The sequence below is a fragment of the Paraburkholderia sp. 35.1 genome (assembly GCF_050436525.1).
GTDB lineage: Bacteria > Pseudomonadota > Gammaproteobacteria > Burkholderiales > Burkholderiaceae > Paraburkholderia > Paraburkholderia tuberum.
In genome coordinates this window covers 486,643-506,641 of the sequence record NZ_JBNDMJ010000003.1, presented here as the reverse complement: position 1 = coordinate 506,641, position 19,999 = coordinate 486,643, and the positions used below count along the sequence as shown (strand labels likewise).

Genomic DNA, 19,999 nt, shown 5'->3' with positions numbered 1-19,999 from the left:
GGGCCGGTCGAGCGTGGGCTTTCGCCGCTGTCCCGGTTGTTGAACTCCCGCCCATGAAACAGGCGCTATTCGGTAGGAACGGGAACCCGGATGCACGCAACCCGCCGTGCATCACCTTGCTGGGAAACCGCTTGCGGTTGCGCATCGCCGCATGCGTCGATCGCGGCGGGGCAGCGCGTGCGGAAGGCGCATCCCGACGGCGGTTGCAAGGGCGACGGAATCTCGCCTTGAAGCAGCAGATGCCGTCGCGCGCGCTCGACGGTCGGGTCGGGAACCGGTACGGCCGACAGCAATGCACGGGTATAGGGATGCGCAGGTGCCGCGTACAGCGCGCGTTTTTCGCCGAACTCTATCACGCGCCCCATATACATCACCATCACGCGATGGCTGATTGCTTTCACCACGGCCAGATCGTGTGCGACGAACAGCAGCGACAACGACAGTTCGCGTTGCAAGTCGCGCAATAGATTAACGATTTGCGCTTGAATCGACACGTCGAGCGCGGACACCGGTTCATCGCAGATCACGAGTTGCGGCTCGCTGATCAATGCCCGTGCAATTCCGACGCGCTGACATTGCCCGCCCGAAAACTCATGCGGATAGCGCCGCAGATGCTGCGCATTCAGGCCGACGCGTTCGAGGATGCTCAGCACGCGAGCGCGCACATCGGCGCGCGCGACATCGGGCCGATGCGTGATCAACGGCTCCGCGACGATCTGCTCGATCGTCATGCGCGGATCGAGCGACGCGAGCGGGTCCTGAAAGATCATCTGCACGTCGCGCCGCAAGATGCCGAGATCGCGCTTCGCGCCTTGCACGGTTTCGACGCCATGAAGCTTGACGCTGCCGCCCGACGCAGGCGCAAGACCGACGATCGCGCGCGCGAGCGTGGACTTGCCGCAGCCGGATTCACCCACCAGCCCGACGGTTTCGCCGCGCCGTACATCGAACGACACGCCGTCGACAGCGCGCAGCGTGGCCTTGCCGGACCACGGTAATTTGCCGCGCGGCACGCTGAAATGCACCTTCAGTTCGTTCACCGACAGCAGCGGTTCGGTACTGTTGCAAGCGGAATGCTGGTTCATCGAACGGCCTCCAGAATGGCTGAAACCGGACGGTGGCACGCGCGCAATGCACCCGCCAGATCGCTACGCGCATCGAGCGACGGCACTGTGGTGCGGCAAGTATCGTCTGCAAACGAACAACGCGGTGCGAACGCGCAACCCGCGCCGATTTGCCCCGGCAAAGGCGGATTGCCCGGAATGGTTTGCAACGGGCGGTCGTCGTCGTCGGTGATGCGCGGCAGCGCGTTCAGCAGGCCGATCGTGTACGGATGGGTCGGCGCCGCGAACAGCGCGCGCGCGTCTGCCTGCTCGACCGTACGCCCTGCATACATCACCATCACGGTATCGCACAAACCGGCGACCACGCCCATGTCGTGCGTGATGAGGACGATTGCCGTGCCGCGCTCGCGATTCAGTTCGCGCAGCAATTCGATGATTTGCGCCTGAACGGTGACGTCGAGCGCGGTAGTCGGTTCGTCGGCAATCAAAATGTCCGGTTCGGACAGCAACGCCATCGCAATCATCACGCGCTGCCGCATACCACCGGAAAACTCATGCGGATACATGCCGATGCGGCGTGCGGCATCGGGAATCCGCACCGTGTCGAGCACCTCGATGGCACGCCGACGCGCTTCGCGACGCGACAGCTTCTTGTGCAATTGCAGCGATTCCGTCATCTGCCGTTCAATGGTCAAAAACGGATTGAGCGCCGTCATCGGGTCCTGAAACACCATGCCGATCCGGTTGCCGCGAATCCTGTTCAGCGCTGCGTTGTTCATCGTCAGCAGATCGCCGCCGTCTTCGCCACGATACAGTGCGGTGCCCGACACGCTGCCGTTCGACGACAGCAAACCGAGCAGCGCCATCACGGTCTGACTCTTGCCCGACCCCGATTCGCCGACGATGCCCAGCGTGCTGCCCGCGTCGAGCGAAAACGACACGCGTTGGACCGCATCGACCGGCGGTCCTTCGCGGCGCGTGAAGCGCACACTCAGGTCCTTCACTTCGAGTAGCGCCATGTCAATGATCCTTGGGGTCGAGAGCGTCGCGCAAACCGTCGCCGACGAAGTTCACGCAATACAGCGTCACGCACAGCATGACGGCAGGGCAGAGCAGCAGCCACGGCATCGATTCGAGTTTTTGGGCACCGTCTTCGATCAGCACGCCCCAACTCGTCATCGGCTCCTGGACGCCGAGTCCGAGAAACGACAGCACCGATTCCGTCAGCACGATCGACGGCACTGTGACCGTGGCATACACCACCACCACGCCGATCAGGTTCGGTACGATATGCCGCGCGATGATGGCGCGGGTGCTGACGCCAGTCGCACGCGCCGCGTCGACGAATTCGCGCGAACGCAGCGACAGCGTTTGACCGCGCACCACGCGCGCCATATCGAGCCACGAAAACGCGCTGATGGTCAGCACGACCAGATAGAACGCGCGGCCGAACAGCGTCATCATCATGATCGCGATCAGCATGTACGGAATCGCGTACATCACGTCGACGACGCGCATCATAACGGCATCGACGCGTCCGCCCATGAAGCCGGCTGTCGCGCCCCACGCGACGCCGATCAGTCCGGACACCAGCGTGCCGAGCAACCCGACTTCGAGCGATACGCGCCCGCCCACCAGCGTGCGCGCGAGCAGGTCGCGACCGAGTTCGTCGGTACCGAACAGATGCAGGCCGAGCCAAGACGGCGGCAGACTGATCGATCCCCAGTCGCTGTCGACCGGATTGTTGGGCAGAAACAGCGGCCCCGCAAAGCATGCGACGACGATCAGCAGCAGGATTACGAGACTTGCAAATGCCGCGCGATTACGCAAAAAGCGCATGGCGGCAATCGCGAACGGTCCGCGCGAAGCCTTCGTGACGATGCCGCCGGACAGACAGCCGCCTGCGGACGCCGCATCGGCCGGCGGCGCGACGAACGCACGCGCGGCCAGGTTGAATCGACGAATCTTCATGTCAGTACCGGATGCGCGGATCGAGCCATGCGTAAGCAAGATCGACCAGCAGATTGAACAGGACCGCGAATGCCGTAATCAATGCGACCAGACCGAGCACCAGCGTGTAGTCGCGATTGATCGCGCCGTTCACGACCAGTTGCCCCAGACCGGGCAGCGCGAATACGGATTCGGTGACGACCGCGGCGGTGATCGACGAAATGCACAGCGAGCCGAGTAGCGATACGACCGGCATCAGCGCCGGTTTCAGCGCATGACGCAAGACGATGGTGCGGCCGGCCAGACCTTTCGCGCGCGCGGTCCGGATGAAGTTGCCGGACAGCACTTCGATCATGCTGCCGCGCATCACGCGCGCAATCGTCGATACGTTGATGATCACGAGCAGTACGATCGGCAATACGCGGTAGTGCCAGTCGCCGTCACCCCAACCGCCGGCGGGCAGCAGACCATGCTCGCCGCGCTTGATCAGGATCGCGAAGACCCACACCAGCACGGGGCCGAGGATGAATGGCGGCACCACACTGCCGAGATTGCCGAGCAACATCACGCCGTAGTCGATCACGCCATTGCGGCGCACCGCCGCAACCGTGCCGAGCGCCACACCGATCACCAGCGCGATCGGCACCGAAATGCCGCCGACGCCGAGGCTGACCGGTAGGGCTTTCCACACCAGTTCGCTGACCGACCAGTCCGTGTAACGGAACGACGCGCCGAGATCGCCGTGCAGCAGCGAGTCGATGTACAGCAAATACTGCTTCCACAGCGGCTGATCGATGTGGTATTTCGCGTCGAGATTGGCAAGCACGGCCGCCGACAGATGCTTCTCCGAATCGAACGGGCCGCCGGGCGTCAGGTGCAGCAGCAGGTAGCACGCGGTGATCACGGCGAGAATCGTCGGGATCGCCCATAACGCGCGGCGCAATGTATAAGCCAGCATGGCAAGGCTCCTTGCGCTCAGTGCTTGATGATGTACATGTCCTGCGACTGCCGCTGATCGACGTAGTTGGTCGGCGAATAGCCGCCCACATACGATTTCACGAGCCGCACCGCCGAGTACTGGAACATCGGAATCAGCGGATAGTCGTTCATCGCGATGTCGTGCGCCTGCGTTAGCATCGCGGTGCGCTTCGCTTCGTCCATCTGCTGGTTCGCCTGATCGATCAACGCATCGACCTTCGGATTGCAGTAGTGCTGGTCGTTCTGCACGCTGTTGCAGCGGATCAGGTCGAAGAACGACATCGCATCGTTGTAGTCGACGAACCAGCCGTCGCGCGACGCCTGCACCTTGCCGTCGTGGCGCATTTTCAGCAGCACGCGGTTCTCGACGTTTTCGAGCTTCACGTTGACGCCGAGCTTGGTGCGCCATTCCGACGTCGTGAATAGCGCGACCTTCTTGTGCAGGTCGTTGGTGTTGTATGTCAGCGTGAACGTCAACGGCTTTGCAGCGGAATAGCCCGCCTGTTTCAGCAGGTCTCGCGCGGTTTCGATGCGTTTCGCCATCGGCCACGCGGCCCAGTCGGGCTGGAATTGCGCCGCGCCTTGCGTGCCTTTTGCAATCAGGCCGTACAGCGGCAACTCGCCGCTTGCGGTCAGTTTAGACGTCAGCAGGTTGCGGTCGATCACCATCGATAGCGCCTCGCGCACGCGCTTGTCCCTGAAGGCCGGGTCGGCGTTGTTCAGCGAGTAGTAGTAGGTGGCGATAAACATCCCGGTCTTCAGTTCGGAGCCGAACTGCTTGCTGACGTGGTTATAGATGCCGGACGGAATCGAATACGTGTAATCGAACTGGCCGGCCTGATACATCCGCATTGCCGTTTCGTCGCTTTCGATCGGCAGATAGGTGACTTTCGTGATCGCGACCTGGCTCGCATCCCAGTACTTGTCGTTCTTCACCATCACGAGACGGTTGCCCGGTTGCCAGTCGCTCAACGCATACGCACCGTCGCTGACCATGTGGCCGGGACGGGTCCATTCGTCGCCGTACTTCGCGACCGTCGCGCGGTTCACCGGCGCCATCGTCGACATTGCGGTCAGTTGCGGAAAGAACGCGGTCGGGTCTTCGGTCTTGACCTCCACCGTGTACGGATCGACCGCGCGCACGCCGAGACTGGAGAGCGGCGCCTTGCCCGCCAGAATCGCCTTCGCGTTCTTCACGAACTCGACCAGGATCGTGTATTTCGAGCCGGTCTTCGGATCGACCACGCGTTGCCATGAATAGACGAAATCGGCGGCCGTGACCGGCTCGCCGTTACTCCAGCGCGCGTTGTGGCGCAGCTTGAAGATCCATGTATCGGGCGCGCTGCGGCTCCACGATTGCGCGACGCCCGGCACGACCGCACCGTCGGCGGCGATTCGCGTCAAGCCTTCGAACAGGTCGAGGCCGATGGTATTAGCGGCCCAGGATTCGATATGCGCGGGGTCGATCGATTCTGCCTCGACGGGTGTTTGCCGCGTCAGTTCCTGGGTGGCTGCGAGCGTGACGCCGGGCGGGATCGTCACGGCGTGGGCGGGAGAGAGAAGGGCGAGCGCCAACGCGGCCAACGCCGCCCGAGTGGCGTGAATCGGTTTCATTGCGTATTTCAAGTGGCATCCGAATAGCAAAAAAGCTGGCGGTGCACGAGGCACCGCCGCCAATCCTCTTCAACAACGAAGAAGAGGCAAGAGGAGACCTACGGTCCTGCGATAAAGCCCGCTGCGACGATCAGAAGCGGTAGGTCGCACCGATCTGGAAGAAGCGGCCCAGATTCGTGTACAGCGACTGGTCGTAGCCGGTGATGTCCGGCGTTGATTGCCACTCGACGTCGAACGGCGGCTGCCTGTCGAAGATGTTCTGGATGCCGCCATAGATCGTCCAGTTCTTGAAGCCGCGATACGTCATCATCAGGTTGAACTGGCTATACGACGCCACCGAACCCGTGCCACCGTCGCCGAACTCGGCTGCCACTGCGTTGGTGTACGGACCCGTGTACTGCCAGCTCAGCGTCGTGGTCATCTTGCGGTAATCCCACGTCAGGCTCGTGTTGCCCTTCCAGCGGGGATTCGACGCACCGAACGGTTGCAGCAGCGCGAGGTTGTTACCCGCGAAGTCCTGCGTTGCAGCGCCCGGGCTGTTCAGCTTGAAGTGCCACACGTACGCCCAGTCGCCCGACAGCGTGAACGTGCCGTACTTCGTGCCGACCGACTTGCGGAAGTTCATGTCGAAGCCGTCGGTATCCAGCGAGCCGAGGTTGACGAACTGTTGCGAGATGTAGCGGATCGTGCCGTCAGGATTGCGCACGACCCTCGACGGGTCGTTGGCATCCAGCACGGCATTCGGATCGTCGGTACCGATCACGCCGTCGATATGAATCTTGTAGAACGCTGCACCGATATCGGTCGACGTATCCGGCGACAGTTCGAAGCCGATGTTGTAGTTCTTGGTGTGCTCCGGTTGGAGGTTCGGATTGCCGTTGATCTGTTCCGTCGTGAAGTGCTTGGTCGGCACGCCGCTCGGGTCGTTCGGATCGACGAGGTTCTGGTGAGCCAGGTAGGTTGCCTGCGAGTTTTCGATCAGCGTCGGCGCGCGGAAACCACGGCTGTACGACGCGTACGTCGTCAGCATCTGGACCGGTTGGAAGCGCAGTGCGAAGTTCGGCGAGAACGCGCCGCCGAAGTCGCTATAGTGGTCATAGCGGCCCGCTTGCGTGAACGTCAGGTTGTGGATGATCGGAATATCGATCTGGTAATACACGGCCGCGATGTTGCGTTCGCCGTCGACGGACTGAACGTTCGCCGGCACGACGATCCCTTGCGACGAGTACGTGCGCGGGTTGATCAGCGAGCTTTCGTGACGGAATTCCGTACCGAAACCGATGCCGACCGGGCCAGCCGGCAGGTTGAACAGATTGCCGGTCGAGGTCTTCGCCGTCACGCTGTCGAGCTTCGAGATCGCCTGCTGGTAGTCGTTCTGGAACAGGCCGTTCAGACCGTTCGGCGTCGATGCCGGGTTCGCGAAGTTGTAGCCGCCGTTCGGGCCGAGGAGGTTTTCAAGCGCGGCCGTGTTGATCATGTTCGAGTACGTCGTGTCGACCGTGCTCTGCGAATGACCATAGTCCACCGACCAGTCCCAGTCGCCGGCCTTCGGCGTGGTGAACGAACCTTTCACGCCCGTCGAGGCCTTCCAGAACGTCGATACCGTGTCTGCGCGCTGCGCAATGCCCGGGAAGGTCAGGTTGATCGGCGTATCGACACCGTACGGGTTGTACGGATTCAGCGCCGACACCGTGCGGTCGAGTTGCGACACCGAGCCGGTCACTGGATTGAACACGTTCGACACGCTGCTGATGGCCGGGCTGCCGAAGTACTGGACCGTCTCGTTGCGGCTCGCCCACAGGTCGGCGTAAGCCTGTATGTCGTCGTTGATCTTGAAGGTGCCACGCACCTTCGCGTTCAGACGCGTCGTCTGTGGAATCAGCGAGTACGTGTTCGCGTTCTTGTACACGCACGATGCGCCCGCCGCGTTAGTGCTGCCCGGAGGGCATGGGCTCAACGCGGCGGTCGAGCCGTCGGGCAGTTGCCAGAATGACTGCTGGTTCGGACCCAGAGGACCCGCCGACCCGCCTGGGTACTGGCTGAAGTCTTCGTTTTTGGTCATGTCGCGCTGGTCGAGCGTCGAACCGGAATCGCGATAGTAGCTGGCGGCTGCCGTCACGTTGAAACGATCCGAGTTCAGGTCGCCGAAGCCGCCGAGCACGCTGAAGTTGCCCTGAGCGTTACCCGGATGCTGTGCCTTGCCGAGCTGCCCGTCGATCTGAAGACCCTGGAAGTTCTTCTTCGTGATGATGTTGACCACGCCGGCAATCGCGTCGGAACCGTATGCGGACACGGCGCCCGTCTTCACGATTTCGATGTGATCGACGATGTTCAGCGGGATCGTGTTGACGTCGAAGAACGTGTCGGTGAAGTTCACCGCCTGTGCGTAGTTCGCGACGCGTTGGCCGTCGACCAGCACCAGCGTGTACTTCTCGGACAGACCGCGCAATGCGATCCCCGAGCCGCCCGGCGCCGTGCCGTTCATCGTGGTGGAACCCCAACTCGACGCGGAGTTGGCAGACATGCCGCGCAGGAAGTCGGCCACGGTCGTGTAGCCGCTTTGCTGGATTTCCCTTGCCGTAACGGTCTGGACTTCGACGTTGCCGGTCTTGTCCGATGTGCGGATCAGCGAACCGGTGACTTCTACTTTTTCGAGCTTGCTGACGGCGGGGGGAGTCGCCGCTGGCGTGCTTGCGGCCGTCGGAACGGCCGCTGTATCAGGTTGGCTTTGTGCGTGTGCCAGCGGGACGAACGCCGCTGTCAACACCAGCTCGGCTCCGATGATTCTTTTGATGGCTGAGGCCAATCGCTTTTGTTTCACTTGCGCTCCTTCTTGTTGTTAAGGCCACTTCCGTTGAACGATCACGCCAACGCAGGCGCGAGTTGCGCGTGCGCTGCAGTGCGTTGACGTCAGCGAGTTCTTCGCTGTCCGGCGCATCCCCGCGCCGTCCCGCACATCCCGTCCAGGGTGCGTCGCCGATCGTGTCGGACGCGCGCCTTGGTCTTGAAGCGAGCGCAGCAAGAGCACGAGATATGCCATGTGTGAGGTCGCGGACCGTCGGAAAGGCCTTGAGCGGCCTCCGCAAATGCATCGAAGCGATTGATTTGCTTAGGAATTCAGAGTTACGAAAAATTGTGTCGCGCGGGTAGTGCCTGGAAATAAAGCATTCCTCGCGCGTAACAGAACGCAGGAAAGTTTCCATTGGAAAAAAATAAAGTTAGGCGGCTTATTTTAATTACGATTTGGTGCAGCTTACGCACCGTAAGAATGCTTAATTACAGAATTGGTGCATTAGATAAAAAATGGTCCATTGCAATTAAATTCCCTAATTCGGGGCGATTAATATGCCGTTGAAATGAACAGTAATAAATGTAAGAAATGGATCCTGTAAGGTTGATTCGCGCTGCGTGTAGGCATTTCTGGCTGGTAGCTGGTCTTCAATTGGTGCCTATTGTCATACTAGATAGAAAGTAATATGAAAGGTTGATGTAATGAAATTGTCTATAGGTATTCTGAGATTGCACCAAAACGATTCAAGTGCGACTTTTCGCACCATTTCTGCAATAGGGAATTAAAGGCTTTGGCAGAATAAGTCTTGGAAAGCGGACTTACTCCAATTACAAAAACCAATTTATTTTGCTATATGCGTGCGCGGGCGCCACGCAAGCCGCGGGCATGCGAGATCTTTGTCGCGCTCGGCAAGTCCATGAAATAAAAGGCAAAGCTTCCCGTGTAAAGGACTGGCGACGCTCGTTACGGAGAAACCAGTCGCCTGACCTGGTACGGGCTTTGCATAGGTGGCGGGCCTTTAGCCGGCGACTCACAAGGCAGCCGGCATCTCGAAACCTACCGTTATTCAACGGCCGCTTGAGCCTGTACTAACCGGAGTCCGCAGTGCTGAATACCCTCATTAACTACTCGATCCAGTCGATGGGTCTGATCCCTCTCCTCGCGTTCATCTTCCTGCTCGGCATCGCGATCATCATCGAGCGATTCATGTTCTTCTCGCGTGCCGTGCGTGCCGGCAAGACCCTCGAACATGACCTGAAACTCGTCGATGCAGCCAATCCCGAAGATGCCGCCAAAGTGGCCGAGCACTACAAGCAGACCGTGCAAGGCGAACTCGTGAAGTCGGCGATGAAAGTGAAGGGCAAGAGCGAAGCCGTGGTCGAACGCGAGATCGAGGAAACGATCATGTTCCAGTTGCCGCGTCTCGACCGTAACCTGTGGATTCTCGATACGGCCGTGACGCTCGGCCCGTTGCTGGGTCTGCTTGGCACGATCATCGGCATGGTCGAATCGTTCAACGTGCTCGGCACCAGCGGCACCGCGAACCCGAACGGCGTGACGGGCGGCATCGGTCACGCGCTGACGGCCACCGCGTGCGGGCTGACCATCGCGATCATCTGCGTGATCTTCCTGAACTACTTCAACAAGCGTATCCGGATGACGGTCAACCAGTTCGACCTCATCAAGTCGCTGCTCGTATCGCGCTTCGCAGTCTGACGCCCGCACTCAAGGAGACGGACCATGCGAAACCATCGCAGCCATTACCTCGGCGGTGAAGAGAAAGCGCGCATCGAGATCATCCCGATGATCGACATCATGATGTTCCTGCTGGTGTTCTTCATGCTCGCGACGCTGAAGATGATCCAGGGCACAGGCATCAAGCTCGACCTGCCGCAATCGAGCACCGCCGAGCAGTTGCAGCAGACCGTCAAGCTATCGATCGGCGTGACGAAGACGGATGAAATCTATCTGGATTCGAAGCCCGTGACGCCCGACGAACTGACCGCGCGCCTGCAAGGTCTGGTTCACGACTCGAAGAAAGTAGATGTCGCGATTGCCGGCGACGAAGGCACGAGCTACAAGAATATCGTCAAGGTGATGGACCTGGTGCGCGCGGCGGGCATCAGTTCGGTTGCATTGGCCACGAACCCGACGACATGAGTTCACCGGCCATCGACATGAAAGATCCGCAAAACCGCCTGGACGGTGCACTCTGGGCATCGACGACGCCGGCGCATCACGGTCGCATGCCCATGAAGCTGGCGATCGGCGTTGCGGTGGTGGTCGAGGCGCGTGGTGATTCTGGGCGTGTCGCACATGAAGTTCCAGCCGCCGCCGCCTCCGCCGCCGAAGGAGATGCGCGTGCAGATTGCGCCGCCGCCTCCGCCACCGCCGCCGCCCGAGGTGAAGAAGCTGGAGCCGCCGCCGGCGCCGCCCAAAGCGCAGCCGAAGCACGAAATACCGAAGCCGACCCCGACGCCGCCGCCGCCGCGACCGACGCCGCAGCCGGTGATCCAGCCCACGGCGAATCCGGCTCCGAATGCTCCGGCGATCGCCTCGCCGACGCCTGCGCCGGCACCCGCTCCGGCACCGGCCGCGCCGCCGGCGCCGCCCGCGCTGCATGGCGTGGTGGACGGCCGCGGTCATTGCCAGTCGGTGCAGCCGGTGATTCCGCGCAAGGCATTGACGGACGGTATTTCGGCGGACGTGATCGCGCATCTGACGATCGGTACGGACGGCAAGGTCAGCGACGTGAAGATCATGCGCGTCACGCCGCCGACGTCGGTGTTCAACGAAGCCGTGATTGCCGCAGGCAAGGCGTACAAGTGCGAGAAGAATGCCGAGCCGTATGTCGGCGAAGTTCAGTTCTCGTTCAAGACCACACCGTCCGACGACGAGTAACCACGACGAGTAACGACGACGAATAAGCTCAGCTTCGACGCGAACTTCCGGCCTTCGCAATTTACCCATCCGGCCTTCAACCCGGAACCGCGCGAGCGGTGGCTACCCGCCGCCGCCCGCGCGGTTTCGAAGCATCGCGCATCGGCTACGAGCCGATTGCGTCCAGACACGCATGATGACAACCGACAGGTTTCGAGGCCCGCGCGCGCGCGTCGTTACGGCGTTCGCGGCGCGGGTTGCGGTGATGCTCGTCGCGGGGCTGCTGGTCGTGCCGTTGACGACCGCGCCCGTGTTCGCGAGGGCGTCGATTGCGCAGTACGACGCGCCGAAGTATCCATCCGGGTTCACGCATTTCGATTACGCGGACCCGAATGCGCCGACCGATGGCACGCTGGTTTTCCAGAACTACGACGAAGCGCAAAGCTACGATTCGCTGAATCCGTTCCTGACGCGTGGTGCGCCGGCGCCGGACATCCTGCATCTGATGTTCGATACGCTGATGCAGCGCAGCTGGGACGAACTCGCGTCGGAATACGCATTGATCGCCGACGACGTCGAGGTGGCGCCGGATGGCAAATCAGCGGTGTTTCATATCGACCCGCGAGCGCGCTTTTCGAACGGCGATCCGATTACCGCCGACGACGTCAAGTATTCGTTCGATACGCTGACCAGCCCGCAGGCATCGCCGCTGTTCAACTCGCAGTTCGCGGTGATCAGCCGCGCCACGGTGCTCGACCCGTCGCGGGTGCGCTTCGACTTCAGGCACGTGGAACGCGACGCGCCGTTGATCGCAGGCGACCTGCCGGTTTTCTCGCGCAAGTGGGCAATGCAAGCCAACGGCACGCGCATCGCATTCGATCAGTTGACCAACGTGCCGCCGGTGTCGAGCGGCCCGTATCTGATCGAGCAGCGCAAGAACGACACGCAGATCGTCTACCGTCGCAATCCGGCTTACTGGGCCGCCGATTTGCCGTCGCGGCGCGGCATGTACCATTTCGCGCGCGTCGCGTTCAAGCTCTATCACGATCATTACACGCAGCTCGAATCGCTGAAAGCGCTCGATACCGACGTGATGGTCGAATACAGTTCGATGCAATGGGCGCGCCGTTACATCGGCAAGAACTTCGAGAACGGCGCGTTGCAGCGCAAACTCTTTCCGGATCACGGCGCGCAGATGCAGGGGCTGATGTTCAACACGCGCAGGCCGATGTTTTCGGATGTGCGGGTGCGGCATGCCCTTGCACTCGCGTTCGACTACGACTGGCTGAACCGGATGACCTTTTACGGCCAGTACCGGCGCACCAACAGCTACTTCGACGATAGCCCGTTCGCCGCGCAAGGCGTGCCCACCGCTGCCGAACTCGCACTGCTCGACCCGTATCGCGCGAGTTTGCCGGCGGCCGTGTTCGGTCCAATGGTCAGGCAGGCCGACACGATTGCGCCGCACACGTTGCGCGAGAACCTGCGCGAAGCGCGCGGCCTGCTAGCCGAAGCGGGTTGGACGGTGCGCGACGGCCAGTTGCGCGACGCGCACGGCAACCCGATGTCGATCGAAATCATCGACGATCAGCCTGGCATGGATCGCGTACTGCTGGCGTATATGCGCAACCTGCAACTGCTCGGCATCGATGCGCATATGCGCGAGATAGATAGTGCGTTGTATCAGAAGCGGATCGACAACTTCGAGTTCGATATGACGACGTTCATCTATCTGCGCGTGACGATTCCCGGTTCAGAACTGGAGCGTCGTTTCAGCAGCGCATCGGCGTCCCAGGTCGGCTCGGAAAACTATCCGGGCGTGAGGTCGCCGGCGGTCGATGCGCTGGTGCGCGCGGTGATGCGCGCGAGCACGCTGAACGAACTCGAAACCGCGACCCATGCGCTCGACCGCGTGCTGATCAACGGCTATTACCTGGTGCCCGAATATTTTGCGCCGGATACGCGCATAGCGTACAAAAGCGCCCTCGGCTACCCGTCGGTGACGCCGGTCAGTTTCCAGGGCGAGGACTGGATCGTCAGCTACTGGTATCGCAAGCCGCCGTCCGCTGCGGCCAATACCGCCGAGGCGAAGTGAGGGGCTTATGTTTATCTACATCATCAAACGTCTGCTGCTGATGATCCCGACGCTGATCGGCGTCGTTACGCTGACGTTCTTCGTGACGCAGTTCGTGCCGGGCGGCCCGGTCGAACAGATGATGACGCAGTTGCGTCACGGCCAGCAGCGCGGCGGCGAAGGCGGAGGCGGCGGCAGCGCGTATCACGGCAGCCAGGGCGTCGATCCGCAGCAGATCGAGCAGATCAGGAAGCAGTTCGGCTTCGACAAACCGCCGCTGATGCGCTATCTGAAGATGCTGAGGGACTACGCGCGTTTCGATCTCGGCCAGTCCTACTATCACCATCAGAGCGTATGGGCGGTGATCCGCTCGAAACTGCCCGTGTCGATCACGCTCGGCTTATGGACGGTCGTGCTGACCTACATCGTGTCGGTGCCGCTCGGGATCGCGAAAGCGGTGCGCAACGGCTCGCGCTTCGATACCGCCACCAGCGTGATGGTGTTGACCGGCTACGCGATTCCGGGCTTCGTGTTCGGCGTGCTGCTGCTGATGCTGTTTGGCGGCGGCACGTTCTGGCAGGTCTTCCCGATGCGCGGCCTCACGTCCGATAACTTCGACGAACTCAGCGCGTTCGGCAAGGTGCTCGATTATCTATGGCACATCGTGTTGCCGGTGACGGCGTCGGTGGTTGGCAACTTCGCGATCGTCACGATCCTGACCAAGAATACGTTTCTCGAAGAGATTGGTCGTCAATACGTGCTGACCGCGCGGGCGAAAGGCGCGCCCAAGCGTGACGTGCTGTGGAAGCACGTATTGCGCAACGCCGCGATTCCGCTGCTGACCGGACTGCCCGCCGCGTTTATCGGCGCCTTCCTGAACGGCAACCTGCTGATCGAAACGCTGTTTTCGCTCGACGGCATGGGCCAACTGTCTTATGACTCGGTGATCCGCCGCGACTATCCGGTCGTGCTGGGTTCGCTGTTCCTGTTCACGCTGATTGGTCTCGTGACCAAACTCATTGCTGACGTCTGCTATGTCCTCGTCGACCCCCGCATCCAGTTCAACAGCCTGGACCGATAAGCTGCCGCCCGGCGCGTTGCCGGTGTCCGTGTCGCCTGGGCGACGCGTATGGCAGCGTTTTCGCCGGCAGAAGCTCGGTTACTGGAGCCTGATCGTGTTCGCGACGCTGTTCGTGCTGAGCCTGCTCGGCGAAGTGCTCGCGAATGACCGGCCGCTGATGGTCCGTTACGACGGCCATGACTATTTTCCGATCGTGAAGGACTATCCGGAAACGATGTTCGGCGGCGATTTTCCGACCCGCGCAAACTATCTCGATCCGTTTATCCGCAAGCAGTTGACGGAGAAAGGCAACTTCGCGATCTACCCGCCGAATCACTACCACTACGACACGATCGATTACTTCGCCACGCGGCCGTTTCCGGCGTCGCCGTCCGCGACCAGCTGGCTCGGCACCGATCAATACGGCCGCGACGTGCTGTCGCGATTGCTGTACGGCTTCAGGCTGTCGGTGTTGATGGCGCTTGCGCTGACGGTGTCGGGTATCGTGCTGGGCGTGCTGGCGGGTGCGCTGCAGGGCTTTTACGGCGGCCGCACCGACCTGATCGGGCAGCGCCTGATCGAAGTATGGAGTTCGATGCCGGACCTGTATCTGCTGATCATCTTCGCGTCGATCTTCGAGCCGAGTTTGTGGCTGCTGTTTATCCTGCTGTCGATGTTCGGCTGGCTGGTGTTGTCCGACTATGTGCGCGCCGAATTCCTGCGCAACCGTTCGCTCGATTACGTTCGCGCCGCGCGCACGATGGGTTTGAGCAACTGGCAGATCATCTGGCGTCATCTGCTGCCGAACAGCATGACGCCGGTGATCACCTTCCTGCCGTTCCGGATGAGCGCCGCGATTCTGTCGCTGACGAGTCTGGACTTTCTGGGGCTGGGTGTCGCACCGCCCACGCCGAGCCTGGGCGAACTGCTTCAGGAAGGCAAGAACAACCTCGACGCATGGTGGATTTCGGTATCTGCGTTTGCCGCGCTGGTGATCACGTTGTTGCTGCTGACGTTCATGGGCGACGCGTTGCGCAATGCGCTCGACGCCCGTTCACGCGGGTCGGCGTTCGGCGGGAGGAAGTGATGAGCGACGCAACGTTGCACAAGCCTTTGCTGGAAATCGACACGTTCTCGATCCGTTTCGGCGACAAGGTCGCGGTTCGCGAACTGAATCTGACGATCGGGCGCGGCGAGCGGGTTGCGCTGGTCGGCGAATCCGGTTCGGGCAAGAGCGTCACGGCGCTGTCGATCCTGCGCCTCGTCGAACATGCGCAGACCAGCGGCCAGATCCGTCTCGACGGCGTCGATCTATTGCAGAAAACCGAGCAGCAGATGCGCGGGATTCGCGGCGCCGACGTCGCGATGGTGTTTCAGGAGCCGATGACCGCGCTCAATCCGCTGTTCACGATCGGTCAGCAGATCGCCGAAAGCCTGCGTTTGCACGAGGGTTTGCGGTCGAACGCGGCGCGCGCCCGCGGCATCGAACTGCTGCGCCGTACCGGCATTCCCGAGCCGGAACGGCGGATCGACAGCTACCCGCATCAACTATCCGGCGGACAACGCCAGCGCGCGATGATCGCGATGGCGCTCGCGTGCCGTCCGCGCCTGCTGCTCGCCGACGAACCCACTACCGCGCTCGACGTCACCGTGCGTCAGCAGATCGTCGATCTGCTGATCGAGTTGCAGGAACAGGAAGCCGCCGATCGCGGCATGGCGGTGCTGCTGATCACGCACGACCTGAATCTCGTGCGCCGCTTCGCCCAACGCGTGGCGGTAATGGAAAAGGGTGTGCTGGTCGAAACCAATACGACCCAGGCGCTGTTCGCAGCGCCGCAGCATCCTTACACGCAGCGATTGCTCGACAGCGAACCGCATCGCGAGATCGGGCCGATCGAACCGCACGCGCGTCGGGTGCTCGAGGTGCAAGGCCTCGCGGTCGATTACCGGACGGCCGCGAAAGGCTGGCGCTCGCTGTTCAGCGGTTCGACCTTTCGCGCAGTGCACGACGTCGATCTGACGCTGCGTCGCGGTGAGACGCTCGGCGTGGTCGGCGAATCGGGCTCCGGAAAATCGACGCTGGCGGCGACGCTGCTCGGTCTGCAACGGCCCGCCGCCGGTCATATCCATATCGACGGCGCGCCGTTGTCGGCTTTGCGTGGCGCGAACTCGCGCCGCGCGTTGTACTCGCGGATGCAGGTGGTGTTTCAGGACCCGTTCGGGTCGCTTTCGCCGCGTATGACGGTCGAGCAGATCGTCGGGGAATGGATCGAGGTGCACCGGCCGGAAATCGACGCGCGCACGCGCCGCGCGCGGGTGGGGACGATGCTCGAAGAAGTGGGCATGCCGCAAGAATCGATGCTGCGCTATCCGCACGAGTTTTCCGGCGGGCAGCGGCAGCGCATAGCGATCGCGCGTGCGTTGGCGGTCGAACCGGAAGTGCTGATTCTCGACGAGCCGACCAGCGCGCTCGATGTGTCGATCCAGCAACAGGTGCTTAAGTTGTTGGCGGGCTTGCAGAAGAAGTACCGGTTAAGCTATCTGTTGATCACCCATGATCTGGCGGTGATGCGTGCGATGGCGCATCGCGTGATCGTGATGAAGAACGGCCGCGTGGTCGAGGCGGGAGACACGCTCGACGTGCTGCATGCGCCGTCACATCCTTATACGCAGTCGTTGCTCGCCGCGTCGATGATCGCGCCGGAGCACGACGAACCCGAGGTGCTGCAATGAGTGAATCGCGCTGGACGCAGGCCGCCCGTGCGTTGAAGAGCAATGCGGCGTTCTGGTCCTTACGGATTGTCGATGAACAGATCGACGACCACGAAGTGCGCAACGACGTCGCGCAGCCGCTGCGCACGCAGCGCGAACGCGGCGCCATGCTGACCGCGTGGGCCGGCGCGGGCGCGGGCTATGCGGCAACCACGGATCTGTCCATCGCGGGCTTGCAGGCTGCGCTCGATATCGCGACGCAACGTGCGCTGGCGAGCGCCGGCGCATCGCTGATCGACCATCGCGCGGTGTCGCGCGAAGCGCTCAGCGGCGCGTATGTCTCGCCCAATGCCGACCAGCCGCTGCCGACGCGCGGCGAATGGCTCGCGCGTCTCGCGCACGAATGCGCCGCCGCGAAAATCGACGAGCGGATTGTCGAGCGCACGGCATCCGTGCAGATCACGCGCACCGAACAGATTTATCTGACCAGCGACGGCGCGCGAATCGACCAGCGCTTTTGCCTCGTGATGCCGGAAATGAGCGTCGCGGCGCACGCGAACGGCGACACGCAGGTGCGCACGCTCGGCGGCAATTACGGCACGCTCGCGCAAGGCGGCGTCGAAGTGCTGGACCGCTACGCGTTCGACGGCGCGGGCGTGCGGCTCGCCACCGACGCGCTGACCTTGCTGGCCGCGCCGAACTGTCCGTCTGGTCCGCGCGACCTGCTGCTGATGCCCGATCAGATGATGTTGCAGATTCACGAATCGATCGGGCATCCGCTCGAACTCGACCGGATTCTCGGCGACGAACGCAACTTCGCCGGATGGAGTTTCGTGAAGCCGGAGATGTTCGGCACTTACCGTTACGGCTCGGAACTGCTCAACGTGACATTCGATCCGTCGTTGCGCGAAGAAGCCGCGTCGTACGCATTCGACGACGACGGCACTGAAGCGCGCAAACAGTATCTGATTCGCGATGGCGTGCTCGAACGTCCGCTCGGTGGCGCGCTGTCGCAACAGCGCGCAAAGATGGCGGGCGTCGCGAATTCGCGTGCGTCGAGCTGGAATCGCGCGCCGATCGACCGGATGGCGAACCTGAATATCGAACCGGGAACCAGCACGCTGGGCGAAATGATTTCCGGCATCGAACACGGCATCCTGATGCGCACCAATACGTCGTGGTCGATCGACGATCACCGCAACAAGTTTCAATTCGGCTGCGAGTTCGGCCAGTTGATCGAAAACGGCAAGCTCACGCAAATCGTCAGGCAACCGAATTATCGCGGCATATCCGCGAATTTCTGGCGCAGTCTGAGCGCGGTCGGCAATGCCGGCACGCGCGAAGTGTTCGGCACGTCGATGTGCGGCAAAGGCGAACCGACGCAGGTGGTGCGCGTCGGCCATGCGTCGCCGCCGTGCGTGTTCACGCATGTCGATGTATTCGGAGGCGCGCGATGACTACAACCAATGCAGTCAATGCAGTCAATGCATCGAGCGGCTTCGATTTCGCCTCGAACGCGCAGTCGCCGGATTGGCACGCGCATTTCGCGCTGCTTGCCGATGCGATCGACACGTTGCTCAGCGGCGACGAAGTGGCGTTGACGCGGCTGTCGGCGGAGCGATCCGACTTTATCCGCTTCAACGGTGGCAAGGTTCGGCAGATCGGCCAGGTGTCGCAAGGCAAACTGACCGTCCGCCTGATCGACGGCGCCAGGCAGGCGTATTCGAGCTTCACGGTATGCGGCGATCCGGCGACGGACCTGCGCGATATCGCCGATGCGCTGAATACGTTGCGCGACGGCTTGCGCGATGCGCCCGACGACCCGCATCTGTTGTACGACGCCACCCAATGGACCCAATCGACGCGCCGCAGCGGCAAGCTGCCCGCGCCCGACGCACTGTTGCGGATCGCCACCGAAAGCGCGCGCGGACTCGATTTCGTCGGCTTCTATGCCGGTGGCTCGATGGTGCGCGGCTTCGCGTCGTCGCGCGGCAGTCGCGGCTGGTACGAAGTCAGCAACTTCAGCTTTAGCTGGTCGTTGTACGACCCGAGCGGCCGTGCGATCAAAAGCACGTACACCGGCGACCACTGGGACGACAGCGTGTTCGCCGCGAAGGTCGAACAGGCCGCCGCACGTTTGCCGGTGCTTGGACACACGCCGCGCGCGTTGTCGCCGGGGCGGTATCGCACGTATTTGGCGCCGGCGGCGATGCTGGAACTGGTCGGCACGGCGTCGTGGGGCGGGTTTTCCGCGCGCGCGAACGCCACCGCGCGCAGCCCGTTTTACCGGCTGCACAGCGGCGCAGTCGCGCTCGATCCGCGCGTGTCGATGACCGAAGACCTGAGCCTGAATATCACGCCGCGCTTCAACGAAGACGGTTATCAGCGCGACAGCGTGCCGTTGATTCACGACGGCCGCAACGCCGGGCAACTGACCAACGCCCGTAGCGCGCGCGAATACGGATTGACGCCGAACGGCGCGCTCGCCGGCGAAACGCCCGAGTCGCTGGCGATGGCTGGCGGCGATCTCGACGCCGCCGATATCCTTGCCGCACTCGATACCGGGCTGTATGTCGGCAATCTCTGGTACGTGAATTTTTCTGACCGGATGAATTGCCGGTTGACCGGCATGACGCGTTTCGCGACGTTCTGGGTCGAACGCGGCCAGATCGTCGCGCCGGTCGACGCGATGCGTTTCGACGACAGCCTGTACCGTTTGCTGTCGAGCGAACTCGAACGTCTCGACGCCGAGCCGGAACTGCTGCTGAACGATGGAACGGAGGGCGAGCGGCAGACCGGCGGCTGGAAACTACCCGGCTTGCTGGCACGCTCGTTCGAACTGACGCTGTGAGTGAGTTTCCGATGACAGATTGAAG

The 19,999-nt window shown here is 62.1% G+C and carries 16 protein-coding genes; 9 read left to right on the top strand and 7 right to left on the bottom strand.

The window, feature by feature from the left end; translation table 11 throughout:
- Positions 1 to 65 precede the first annotated feature (65 nt).
- The 6 genes from OKW27_RS22350 to OKW27_RS22325 form a co-directional block, all read right to left on the bottom strand.
- Positions 66 to 1,085, bottom strand: coding sequence for an ABC transporter ATP-binding protein (locus tag OKW27_RS22350; RefSeq protein WP_090800851.1), 1,020 nt, complete (start codon positions 1,083 to 1,085; stop codon positions 66 to 68).
- A complete protein-coding gene (locus OKW27_RS22345; protein WP_429334896.1) occupies positions 1,082 to 2,083 on the bottom strand; it encodes an ABC transporter ATP-binding protein in 1,002 nt (333 codons plus the stop codon). Before OKW27_RS22345 ends, OKW27_RS22350 begins: the two co-directional genes overlap by 4 nt.
- Before the next feature lies 1 nt (position 2,084).
- Positions 2,085 to 3,035 carry an ABC transporter permease gene (locus tag OKW27_RS22340; protein ID WP_429334895.1) on the bottom strand — a complete coding sequence of 317 codons (951 nt, stop codon included), beginning with the start codon at positions 3,033 to 3,035 and terminating at the stop codon, positions 2,085 to 2,087.
- A gap of 1 nt (position 3,036) precedes the next feature.
- Entirely contained in the window at positions 3,037 to 3,972 is a 936-nt protein-coding gene (locus OKW27_RS22335; protein WP_018417493.1) for an ABC transporter permease subunit, read from the bottom strand.
- Between the two features lie 17 nt (positions 3,973 to 3,989).
- Positions 3,990 to 5,606, bottom strand: a complete 1,617-nt coding sequence (locus OKW27_RS22330) for a peptide ABC transporter substrate-binding protein (protein WP_429334894.1) — start codon at positions 5,604 to 5,606, stop codon at positions 3,990 to 3,992.
- A 130-nt stretch (positions 5,607 to 5,736) separates the two neighbouring features.
- Positions 5,737 to 8,427 carry a TonB-dependent receptor plug domain-containing protein gene (locus OKW27_RS22325; RefSeq protein ID WP_187612969.1) on the bottom strand — a complete coding sequence of 897 codons (2,691 nt, stop codon included), beginning with the start codon at positions 8,425 to 8,427 and terminating at the stop codon, positions 5,737 to 5,739.
- Positions 8,428 to 9,501: 1,074 nt separating this feature from the next.
- On the opposite strand from OKW27_RS22325, the gene OKW27_RS22320 reads away from it, so the two are divergent.
- Entirely contained in the window at positions 9,502 to 10,113 is a 612-nt protein-coding gene (locus OKW27_RS22320; RefSeq protein WP_090800844.1) for a MotA/TolQ/ExbB proton channel family protein, read from the top strand.
- A 24-nt stretch (positions 10,114 to 10,137) separates the two neighbouring features.
- Positions 10,138 to 10,557: an ExbD/TolR family protein gene (locus OKW27_RS22315; RefSeq protein WP_090800842.1), complete on the top strand. Its 420-nt coding sequence runs from the start codon at positions 10,138 to 10,140 to the stop codon at positions 10,555 to 10,557.
- 2 nt (positions 10,558 to 10,559) lie between these two features.
- On the opposite strand, the gene OKW27_RS22310 is transcribed toward OKW27_RS22315, so the two are convergent.
- Complete coding sequence (locus tag OKW27_RS22310; protein WP_429334893.1) at positions 10,560 to 10,919, bottom strand: hypothetical protein; 360 nt, start codon at positions 10,917 to 10,919, stop codon at positions 10,560 to 10,562.
- Here OKW27_RS22310 and OKW27_RS22305 point away from each other — a divergent pair.
- The 7 genes from OKW27_RS22305 to OKW27_RS22275 all read left to right on the top strand — a co-directional run bounded on the left by OKW27_RS22305 (position 10,906) and on the right by OKW27_RS22275 (position 19,974).
- Positions 10,906 to 11,298: an energy transducer TonB gene (locus tag OKW27_RS22305; RefSeq protein ID WP_429334892.1), complete on the top strand. Its 393-nt coding sequence runs from the start codon at positions 10,906 to 10,908 to the stop codon at positions 11,296 to 11,298. The genes OKW27_RS22310 and OKW27_RS22305 overlap by 14 nt on opposite strands.
- Before the next feature lie 244 nt (positions 11,299 to 11,542).
- On the top strand, positions 11,543 to 13,372 hold the full coding sequence (locus OKW27_RS22300; protein WP_429336582.1) for an extracellular solute-binding protein: 1,830 nt from the start codon (positions 11,543 to 11,545) through the stop codon (positions 13,370 to 13,372).
- A gap of 7 nt (positions 13,373 to 13,379) precedes the next feature.
- Positions 13,380 to 14,432 (top strand): microcin C ABC transporter permease YejB, encoded by a 1,053-nt coding sequence (locus OKW27_RS22295; RefSeq protein ID WP_429334891.1) that lies wholly within the window; start codon positions 13,380 to 13,382, stop codon positions 14,430 to 14,432.
- Positions 14,386 to 15,498: an ABC transporter permease gene (locus OKW27_RS22290; protein WP_429334890.1), complete on the top strand. Its 1,113-nt coding sequence runs from the start codon at positions 14,386 to 14,388 to the stop codon at positions 15,496 to 15,498. The genes OKW27_RS22295 and OKW27_RS22290 overlap by 47 nt, the downstream gene beginning before the upstream one ends.
- Positions 15,498 to 17,144: an ABC transporter ATP-binding protein gene (locus tag OKW27_RS22285; RefSeq protein ID WP_429334889.1), complete on the top strand. Its 1,647-nt coding sequence runs from the start codon at positions 15,498 to 15,500 to the stop codon at positions 17,142 to 17,144. Before OKW27_RS22290 ends, OKW27_RS22285 begins: the two co-directional genes overlap by 1 nt.
- Complete coding sequence (locus tag OKW27_RS22280; RefSeq protein WP_429334888.1) at positions 17,141 to 18,580, top strand: TldD/PmbA family protein; 1,440 nt, start codon at positions 17,141 to 17,143, stop codon at positions 18,578 to 18,580. The genes OKW27_RS22285 and OKW27_RS22280 overlap by 4 nt, the downstream gene beginning before the upstream one ends.
- Positions 18,577 to 19,974: a TldD/PmbA family protein gene (locus OKW27_RS22275; RefSeq protein WP_429334887.1), complete on the top strand. Its 1,398-nt coding sequence runs from the start codon at positions 18,577 to 18,579 to the stop codon at positions 19,972 to 19,974. The genes OKW27_RS22280 and OKW27_RS22275 overlap by 4 nt, the downstream gene beginning before the upstream one ends.
- The last annotated feature ends 25 nt before the right edge of the window (positions 19,975 to 19,999 follow it).

What these genes read in the sequence shown, in the direction of transcription:
- OKW27_RS22280 (WP_429334888.1), top strand. Translation starts at nt 17,141, where the DNA reads ATGAGTGAATCGCGCTGGACGCAGGCCGCCCGTGCGTTGAAGAGCAAT.
- OKW27_RS22290 (WP_429334890.1), top strand. Translation starts at nt 14,386, where the DNA reads ATGTCCTCGTCGACCCCCGCATCCAGTTCAACAGCCTGGACCGATAAG.
- OKW27_RS22340 (WP_429334895.1), bottom strand. Translation starts at nt 3,035, where the DNA reads ATGAAGATTCGTCGATTCAACCTGGCCGCGCGTGCGTTCGTCGCGCCG.
- OKW27_RS22315 (WP_090800842.1), top strand. Translation starts at nt 10,138, where the DNA reads ATGCGAAACCATCGCAGCCATTACCTCGGCGGTGAAGAGAAAGCGCGC.
- OKW27_RS22295 (WP_429334891.1), top strand. Translation starts at nt 13,380, where the DNA reads ATGTTTATCTACATCATCAAACGTCTGCTGCTGATGATCCCGACGCTG.
- OKW27_RS22285 (WP_429334889.1), top strand. Translation starts at nt 15,498, where the DNA reads ATGAGCGACGCAACGTTGCACAAGCCTTTGCTGGAAATCGACACGTTC.
- OKW27_RS22330 (WP_429334894.1), bottom strand. Translation starts at nt 5,606, where the DNA reads ATGAAACCGATTCACGCCACTCGGGCGGCGTTGGCCGCGTTGGCGCTC.
- OKW27_RS22300 (WP_429336582.1), top strand. Translation starts at nt 11,543, where the DNA reads ATGCTCGTCGCGGGGCTGCTGGTCGTGCCGTTGACGACCGCGCCCGTG.
- OKW27_RS22350 (WP_090800851.1), bottom strand. Translation starts at nt 1,085, where the DNA reads ATGAACCAGCATTCCGCTTGCAACAGTACCGAACCGCTGCTGTCGGTG.
- OKW27_RS22335 (WP_018417493.1), bottom strand. Translation starts at nt 3,972, where the DNA reads ATGCTGGCTTATACATTGCGCCGCGCGTTATGGGCGATCCCGACGATT.
- OKW27_RS22275 (WP_429334887.1), top strand. Translation starts at nt 18,577, where the DNA reads ATGACTACAACCAATGCAGTCAATGCAGTCAATGCATCGAGCGGCTTC.
- OKW27_RS22345 (WP_429334896.1), bottom strand. Translation starts at nt 2,083, where the DNA reads ATGGCGCTACTCGAAGTGAAGGACCTGAGTGTGCGCTTCACGCGCCGC.